At 38.6% G+C, this 7923-nt stretch carries 8 protein-coding genes, 1 tRNA gene and 1 pseudogene; 6 read left to right on the top strand and 4 right to left on the bottom strand.

What is annotated here, in order from left to right:
• Positions 1–72 precede the first annotated feature (72 nt).
• The 3 genes from DCC39_RS15255 to DCC39_RS15245 all read left to right on the top strand — a co-directional run bounded on the left by DCC39_RS15255 (position 73) and on the right by DCC39_RS15245 (position 2434).
• Entirely contained in the window at positions 73–636 is a 564-nt protein-coding gene (locus DCC39_RS15255) for a group II intron maturase-specific domain-containing protein (RefSeq protein WP_338066567.1), read from the top strand.
• Positions 637–788: 152 nt separating this feature from the next.
• Complete coding sequence (locus DCC39_RS15250; RefSeq protein ID WP_165820907.1) at positions 789–1334, top strand: RNA polymerase sigma factor; 546 nt, start codon at positions 789–791, stop codon at positions 1332–1334.
• Positions 1319–2434 carry a hypothetical protein gene (locus tag DCC39_RS15245; protein ID WP_116555760.1) on the top strand — a complete coding sequence of 372 codons (1116 nt, stop codon included), beginning with the start codon at positions 1319–1321 and terminating at the stop codon, positions 2432–2434. The genes DCC39_RS15250 and DCC39_RS15245 overlap by 16 nt, the downstream gene beginning before the upstream one ends.
• Before the next feature lie 353 nt (positions 2435–2787).
• Here the strand turns inward: DCC39_RS15245 and DCC39_RS15240 are convergent.
• Positions 2788–2861, bottom strand: a tRNA-Pro gene (locus DCC39_RS15240).
• A 315-nt stretch (positions 2862–3176) separates the two neighbouring features.
• Between DCC39_RS15240 and tnpB the strand changes: the two are divergent.
• From tnpB to DCC39_RS15225, 3 genes and pseudogenes are all read left to right on the top strand, one after another.
• Positions 3177–4331 (top strand): annotated as a pseudogene (tnpB, locus tag DCC39_RS15235) (IS200/IS605 family element RNA-guided endonuclease TnpB).
• Positions 4332–4467: 136 nt separating this feature from the next.
• Positions 4468–4878 carry a Fur family transcriptional regulator gene (locus DCC39_RS15230; protein ID WP_116555759.1) on the top strand — a complete coding sequence of 137 codons (411 nt, stop codon included), beginning with the start codon at positions 4468–4470 and terminating at the stop codon, positions 4876–4878.
• Between the two features lie 31 nt (positions 4879–4909).
• Positions 4910–5845: a hypothetical protein gene (locus DCC39_RS15225; protein ID WP_116555758.1), complete on the top strand. Its 936-nt coding sequence runs from the start codon at positions 4910–4912 to the stop codon at positions 5843–5845.
• Positions 5846–5864: 19 nt separating this feature from the next.
• Here the strand turns inward: DCC39_RS15225 and DCC39_RS15220 are convergent, their stop codons facing one another.
• From DCC39_RS15220 to DCC39_RS15210, 3 genes are all read right to left on the bottom strand, one after another.
• The gene (locus DCC39_RS15220) at positions 5865–6077 is read right to left on the bottom strand and encodes a hypothetical protein (RefSeq protein ID WP_116555757.1); all 213 of its coding nucleotides are present in this window, start codon (positions 6075–6077) and stop codon (positions 5865–5867) included.
• Positions 6078–6191: 114 nt separating this feature from the next.
• On the bottom strand, positions 6192–7430 hold the full coding sequence (locus DCC39_RS15215) for an MFS transporter (protein WP_165820906.1): 1239 nt from the start codon (positions 7428–7430) through the stop codon (positions 6192–6194).
• Between the two features lie 186 nt (positions 7431–7616).
• The gene (locus DCC39_RS15210) at positions 7617–7790 is read right to left on the bottom strand and encodes an aspartyl-phosphate phosphatase Spo0E family protein (protein WP_240613670.1); all 174 of its coding nucleotides are present in this window, start codon (positions 7788–7790) and stop codon (positions 7617–7619) included.
• Positions 7791–7923: the final 133 nt, after the last annotated feature.

The following is a 7923-nucleotide window of genomic DNA, read 5'->3' as shown; positions in this document are numbered from 1 at the left end:
TATTTGGAAAATTTAGGTGGGGGACTTTTCAATTAACATTTGGGGTAATTTTGAGTTGACAAATACAACAGAGTGCTCACTTCTCTCACAAAATTCATCCAGAAGAAATTGGGATTAAAGGTGAATGTGGAAAAGAGTAGAATCACACGTCCCAGTAAAACAAAATTTCTGGGATTCGGTTTCTATTACGACTCTAATAAGAAAAAGTTTCAACCAAGACCACATGGGAAGTCGATTCAAAAATTTCAAAGAAAACTGCGCCAGCTAACGAAACGAAATTGGGGCATCCCACTAGATGACAGAATTGACAAGTTAAAACAGGTTATTTTCGGTTGGGTCAACTATTTCAAGATAGCCAACATGAAGAAAACTCTTGGAGTGATAGACGCCAAACTTCGCTCAAGACTCCGGGTAATCATTTGGAAGCAATGGAAGAACAACAAAAAGAGAATAAAATCCCTCGTCCAACTAGGAATACCAGAAGAGGAAGCCAAAGGCATAACTTACTGTCGAAAAGGCTACCGTTTTATTGGATTATCGAAGGTTGTACAGAGAGCAATGTCCAACAAGCGGTTAAGACAAAGGGGAATTCCCTTTGCCCTAGACCACTATCTAAAAGTACACACTGATATATAAATTGAACCGCCGTATACGGAACCGTACGTACGGTGGTGTGAGAGGGGCGGAAAATTTAATTTTCCCCTCTACTCGATTTTAAAAAACAAAATTATTTTGAATCCTAACGACAGTTTACTGCGTCTAAGTGGTAGATGTGGGTAAGTAAGGAGGTGCGTATTTACATAGAAATGGAGAAAAACCATCAAATGATCCTACTGGAACAACTCGTTGATCGTTATCAAAAGCAATTAATCAATTTTTCGTACACTTATGTCAAGGATTGGGGTAAGGCGGAGGATATTATACAAGAGGTTTTTGTGTCTTGTTATAAGCATTTGAAATCCTTTCAAGAAAAATCGTCCTATAAAACATGGTTATATACCATTGCTAGAAATAAAAGCATTGATCATTTAAGGAGGGAGCGTTTTAGCCTTTTCCACCTCAATTTACATGAACGTTTCAAGTCGAATGAATTGTCTCCGGATGAGGTCGCTGTCGCGAGTGATGAAAAACAGGAATTATCCCATAAGGTTCTTTCTCTCCCTGTTAAATACCGGGAAACGATTATTTTGTTTTATTATGAGTCGCTTACCATCCAGGAGATTAGTGAATTGACAAAAACAAAAATGTCAACGGTGAAAACGCGCTTGAGAAGGGGAAGGGACTTATTAAGACAAGCCTATGAAAGAGGTGAAAAATCGTGGAGGATAAACTGAAGCGATTAAAGGAGATCATGGATGATTCGATTTTTAAAGAAAACCCTGTTTCTCATAAAAACAAAGAGCGGATTTTTGAACGTATTGAAAAAGGCGAAATGAATGACGGGGTGAAAAACATTTTTGCGAAATGGATGAGTAGAGGAGCAGTGGCTATTGTTGGTGTTTTCCTGGTTTTTTTCCTTTGGGATACGGTAGGTAGAGAAATTATAAACTCTCCCGGCAACCAACAACAAGACGTTCCGGCGGTGGATCAAAAAAAACATGATACCGATGTGAAACAAGATGGCGAATTGAATCCTAAACAACTACGATTTCATGGAGAAAGTGATAACTGGGAAGTACAATACCTAGCGACTGTAAAGCCAAAAGGCAGCAAGTCGGGGACGCCGGTAGGCAGTGAAACGGATTATCTTATATTGGAATACATCGGCGACGATCAGCCACCGACAAAAATCGATTATAGAATTGATGGATCGGTAAACGAAAACAGAGAGACTGATGTTCCTTTAAAAAATGGTGTTGGTGTTTCAGACTTAGGTGGTTGCGAAAATTGCGCTATTGCAACAGAAAATCATGTGATGGATGTAACGATTGAATGGGCTGGGGAAAGTGAAAATATAAAATTAAAGAGTAAAGAGTTTGATAAAAAGTTGAATGAATGGATTTCAGAATCCTACAAAATTCTTTCAGAACCGTTGGACGATCCAAGACTTAAGAAAGCGAACAATGATGAGGGTTTCGAGTATTATCTAAAGTCTCAAGCCATCAAAGAGAAATTAGGCGAAAGAGCGAATTTTGGAGAACTTGATAAAGATAAAAGTAATATTTCTCTCCTTACGACTGCTATATCTCACTTGCAATTTGTCCGGACGTCACACTTAGGTTTAAATGGGGAAGCGATAGAAGCGACGGAATTAGTCGATAAATGGGAGCCGATGGATGAGGAGATGAAACAATTATATGAATATTTGTACCAAATTTTTCACGATCTCGATGTCGGGGTGAATCAAAACGGGGAAGGGGAAACATACGGAGTGACCCATTTGTTGAATGGTGATAAGGTTTCGGAAATGGAAAAATTTATAAGTGGGGAATAATATTCAAAGAGCGGTAAAAGTTCGCGGTGTGAATAATTTGAGGGAGGGGACGTAAGGTCCTCTCTTTGCTTTGCGAGTATTAGGTACTCTCAAAATCCTGTTGTGGCTGTTCAATTGCCATGGTTAACAGCTAATGTAAGCGAAGCGCCGAAGCCTAGAGGTTTCGTCCTGGGGCGACTGTGACCATCGCCTTATCGTTCCGTTCATTCAGAACCGGGGACGATGACCTTGCGGCAGCCGGTGTTTTTATTGCCTGTACTAGTCAAAAGTAAGTGAAACTGTATTAATCTACAACAAAACAAAAACCCTTATACACTAATGGTTTAAGGGCTATCTGTTATAATGAAAAATAATCGGGATGACAGGATTTGAACCTGCGACCTCATGCACCCCATGCATGCGCGCTACCAAACTACGCTACATCCCGATGAGTCAATTATAGTCTACCATACTTTTATATTTTTCTTAAATAGGCGAAAAGACCCCATACTTAAGTAGAGGGAAGGGTGATAGCTCATTGAGAAGGGTTGGGATGAATCGCCTTCAGACAAGAGATAGCTACTTGTCATCTCAACTGTCCGACTGCTCGAGCACTATTTAGTAACTTATAAAAACGGAACACGAGTACCATCTCCTTTGTCTCCTTATCAAGCGTTAAATCCTCAAAATGTACGGGAACAAATGTTTGTATTTGAATTTTTAAAATGTTAAAATAGGAATAGTTGGGAAGGAGGTGAAATCAATGTTAGTAAAAAAAGCCTATAAGTTTCGCATCTATCCAAATAAAGAACAGGGAACAATGATTAACAAAACCATCGGATGCAGTCGTTTTGTGTTTAATCATTTCCTTGCGAAGTGGCAGGATACCTATAAAGAAACGGGAAAAGGATTAACATACAATACGTGCTCTGCAGCGTTACCTCAGTTAAAAAAAGAATTCCCTTGGTTAAGAGAAGTAGATAGTATCGCAATTCAATCATCATTGAAAAATCTTTCCGATGCCTATACTCGATTTTTCAAGAAACAAAATGATGTGCCACGCTTTAAGTCTAAAAAGAATAAGGTTCAATCCTATACAACGAAACAGACAAATGGAAATATCGCAGTTATTGGAAGTAAAATGAAATTACCCAAAATTGGACTTGTGAGGTTTGCCAAAAGCCGTGAAGTGGAAGGGCGTATCTTAAGCGCTACTGTTAGGCGAAATCCGAGTGGAAACTATTTTGTGTCGTTGTTAGTAGAAACAGAAATACAAGAACTACCGAAAACTGGATCGTCTGTCGGTGTGGATGTTGGGTTGAAGGATTTTGCAATCCTTTCCACGGGTCAATCATTCAGAAACCCTACGTTCTTCCGCACGTTAGAAAAGAAGCTAGTCAAAGCACAACGGGTTCTTTCTAGACGAAAGGAGTTGGCATTAAAACGAAATTGTAAGCTGGAAGAAGCGAAGAACTTTCAAAAACAAAGGCGTAAAGTGGCTCGTATCCATGAGAAAATCACAAATGCGAGAACGGACTATTTGCAAAAAATTTCAACCGTAATCATTAAAAACCACGATGTGATTGGTATTGAAGATTTGCAAGTGAGTCATATGCTTAAAAACCGCAAATTAGCAAAAGCAATTAGTGAAGTATCATGGTCAGAGTTCAGAAGAATGTAAGCGTACAAATCAAAATGGTATGGCAAGCAAGTCATAGTCGTGGCTAAAAACTTCGCTTCCTCTCAACTTTGTTCATGTTGTGGATACCGAAACAAAGACGTTAAGAACCTAAATCTTCGTGAATGGGAATGCCCATCTTGTGGCACACATCACGATAGAGATATTAACGCAGGACAAAATCTAAAAAATGAAGCGATAAGGCTTCTAACTGTTGGAACGGCAGGGATAGCCTGCTAAATATCTGTTCGATAGAGCGGAGTTCGTAGGAATCCCCCACTTCAAACAGCTCGTAAGAGCGTTAAGTGGTGGGTAGTTCAAAGAAAGCCAACTTTGTTATAATAGGGATGATACTAAATATATTGGAGATAGGAATATGACAGTTAATGAATATATGAACCAATTAAAAAAGCGTGGATATAAGAAGACTGATAAGCGTGAAGAGATGATTCGGATATTTGAACGGGAGAAACGCTATTTATCTGCAAAAGAAATGCTTCACTCTATGCAGTCCACTTTCCCTGGATTGAGCCTTGATACAGTTTACCGGAACCTTTCGTTATTTGAACAGCTTGACATCGTAGAGACAACAGATCTAAATGGAGAACGGATTTATCGTTTGAACTGCTCAAAAGGCGATCACCACCATCATCTCATTTGCTTATCGTGCGGGAAGTCGAGATTAATTGACATTTGCCCACTAGATGCGCTGTCTGAGCCCCCGAGTGAGTTCGTAATTACCGATCATAAATTTGAATTGTACGGATACTGTAAAGAATGCTGCTAACCGCTGGAAAATATACCGAGGGAAGAGAAGTATGAGGATAGGATGCGCAACCATCTTTGGAATGTTTTTAGGCTTTATAGGCTATGGCCTGTTTTTATCTTGGGGGATTGATATCGTTGTCGTTTTTGTCGCGCTTGTCGCCATGCTAGGGTTGATTCTGTATTACCGTTTAAAAAACAAAAATGAGGAAATTCCGGATACACCAAAAGCAAGCAATGAAGAGGACAAGAAGGAAAGGGAATCTCCGCAACTTGTCCTGCAGGATCCGGATACTTTGCTTCAAAAATTTCGTATGACACATCAGGAAGAAAATGGCCACTTAATTGAAAGAACGCCTTTACATGAGGATAATGAAGCTTTTACAAAAGCAGTCGAAGAATTAAAAAAAGAAACGTATAAAGATGATTCACCGCGAATGCAGTGGATAAACCAACTTGAGAAAGACACAAAAAAATTAGTTGAAAAGGCACAATTGAAAACGAATGGGCCGGTCATGAAGCGGGTAAATTCTATCTTTATTTTGCATGGCTTTTTATACATTCGTGTTTTTGTGAACCTTATCGACATTTCAATCAAAATGGAACAGCTGGATCGAATGCATACTGAACGGCTTGATCAGTATTTGTCATCGATTTCCAAAAGTGAGTATGAACGATTAAACCGTGTCATCGCTCTCCATTATTTAGATTTATTTTTATCTGATCATGCGGTTTCGGTCATGTTTACTGATACATTTTCACGAAGGTCATTTACCCAGTCTGTGATGAATGGACTTGGTTTTGGCAAGCAGGAGACACTAATGCTTCAGGCAATCGAAACAGATACGGAATACGTGCAAGTGCTTCTTGAACAATTGCGGATGGAGAAAAGCAAAAAGCTTATCGATCTTGCAAAAACAGCTTTTGAAAATACGGAAGCCCCGTTAAAAGAGAAAATCATAACTGAATTAAACAGCCGAGCTCTATAACGGACTTGGCTTATAATGTTCAGTCTGAAAAATTGAATTTAGACTTCAGCCCATTTTTTAGCCCTTCATTGTACCCTTCTTCATATACTTTTCTAAGCGCGCGCTGCAGCCGTATAACTTGTAAATCATAATCTGTTTTATTTTCTTTTTTTAATTGAATGATTGTAATTTCCTGTTCGTTTTTTAACGCTTTATCTGCAAGTTCTTTTGCTTCTTTATAAAATAAGCGCATACGATAAATCGCCCCTTTGTTCTTAATATAGAATGATTTGTTCTCATTATAGAATATAACGGTAAATTAGGCAACAAAAAAACCAGATCTGTTTTATTTAAAGAACAAATCTGATCACGAAACAGTTTGTTTTACTTTTGCTGGGTTGGTGGCTCTAGTTGCTGTCCTTACTTTCAGGAGGACGGCAAGAATAATTCCAACGGCAAGGAATGCGGAAAGCATGAGGAAAGCCCTTTTAAACCCTCCGAAGTCTTCAATCATCCACCCGGCTATCATTGGTCCCAGCAATTGTCCGGAAGCGAAATAAAAGGTGACATAGCTGAATGCGATTGGCATATCTTTTGGTTCATCGACTTGTTCAAGACTCGCAGCCTGCACAAGGGTAAACAACCCGGAAATCGTCAAACTCAATAAGATCATATGAAGGGAAAAACCAATAAATGACTGTGAAATTAAAGCAATGGACATGGAAAGAAAGCTTAATGAGACCGTAATTAAAAGTGAATTCATTCGGCCGATGCGATCAGATATGTATCCCCAAAAAGGACTGCTGAAGATGGAAAAAATGCCGTTTACTGCGACCAATTTACCTGCTAAGCTTGGCGAAATGCCTGATTGGAGCATAAAACTCATAATAAAAATGGACTGTGCGAGATGCGTTAATCCGACAATTCCATAAATGATGCCGATAATAATGAGATTCGGGTTTTTAAAGATTTTTATAGCGTGCTGAGAAGATACGTTCTTCTTTTTATCATGTTGCTTCATTTTCATGTTCGGTGGATCTTTAATAAAAATAGCAATCAGCAATAATGTAATGAGTCCAGCGAAAGCAAAAAATCCCCATGATAAACGCCAGCCTTCGGAAGATAATCCACTTAAAAAAGGAACGAGCAATCCTGTAAGCAGACCTCCAATTCCCACACCGCTTGTCATTAACCCTATCGAAAGCCCTCGTTTATCTGGAAACCAGCCCGTCACGATTGAAACTAATGTCGTAAAGGTAAAAGCCGTTCCAATGCCTAAAAGAAGCATAAAAAAAATAGTCATTGGAAAATTCATTGTTATCGAGAGGCCTATAAAGCCGATTATGGTGCACGAGACACCGAAGAGAATCGTTTTTTTACCGCCCCATTTCACTGCAACAACACCTGCTAGGAGGACGAAGGCTAAATATCCTAAAGAGGTCACCGTTCCAAGAAAACCGGATTGCTTATACGTTAACGATAAACCATCCCTCATATACGGCAAAATCACGCCATATGACATCCGGGCGAAAGCAATCGCAATCATCATCGTGAAGGCGCCAATCACCACATACATCCATCGTTTTTTAGATGCTGTGTTTTCCATCATCATGGTCTCCTTTTTTCGAAATAACATTCCGAATATTATAGGAAGTCTTGAAATTAATTATAGTATATTCCGAGGCGCTTCGTCAAAACAACAAAAATTCTTTTTAAAGTATTTTAGTATAGTAATTTTTCGGAAAGAAAAAAATAAACTTGGACATTTAACAAGTTTATTTAGAAAAAAATGTTATTTATCTTTGTGGGCGAGATAATTATAGATCAACTGATCAAGTTCTTTGCTGCATTTTAATGTTTCAGAGCTTGTCAACCCAGTATTTTCTCCGTACATGAGCATTTCTTTTCTCTTTTTTTCGATATTTTTTAGCATATAATCACCTGATTTTTCCTTTAAAACAAGCATCTATAATTGTCCCTTTCGTTATAATTTCCCCGTATAAATGTTAAGCTATAAACACATTACTCGAAGGAGAAGCATTTGTAAACACCTCTGACAATGTTAGACAAATTTTGCATTGAACATTTTGTGAAATTTA

The organism is Pueribacillus theae (assembly GCF_003097615.1).
GTDB lineage: Bacteria > Bacillota > Bacilli > Bacillales > UBA6769 > Pueribacillus > Pueribacillus theae.
This window is presented reverse-complemented; position numbering and strand designations above follow the sequence as displayed.

Bases quoted from the DNA above. Each gene is read 5' to 3' on its own strand.
- DCC39_RS15220 (WP_116555757.1), bottom strand. From the start codon at position 6,077: ATGCGCTTATTTTATAAAGAAGCAAAAGAACTTGCAGATAAAGCGTTA.
- DCC39_RS15230 (WP_116555759.1), top strand. From the start codon at position 4,468: ATGACAGTTAATGAATATATGAACCAATTAAAAAAGCGTGGATATAAG.
- DCC39_RS15225 (WP_116555758.1), top strand. From the start codon at position 4,910: ATGAGGATAGGATGCGCAACCATCTTTGGAATGTTTTTAGGCTTTATA.
- DCC39_RS15215 (WP_165820906.1), bottom strand. From the start codon at position 7,430: ATGGAAAACACAGCATCTAAAAAACGATGGATGTATGTGGTGATTGGC.
- DCC39_RS15210 (WP_240613670.1), bottom strand. From the start codon at position 7,790: ATGCTTGTTTTAAAGGAAAAATCAGGTGATTATATGCTAAAAAATATC.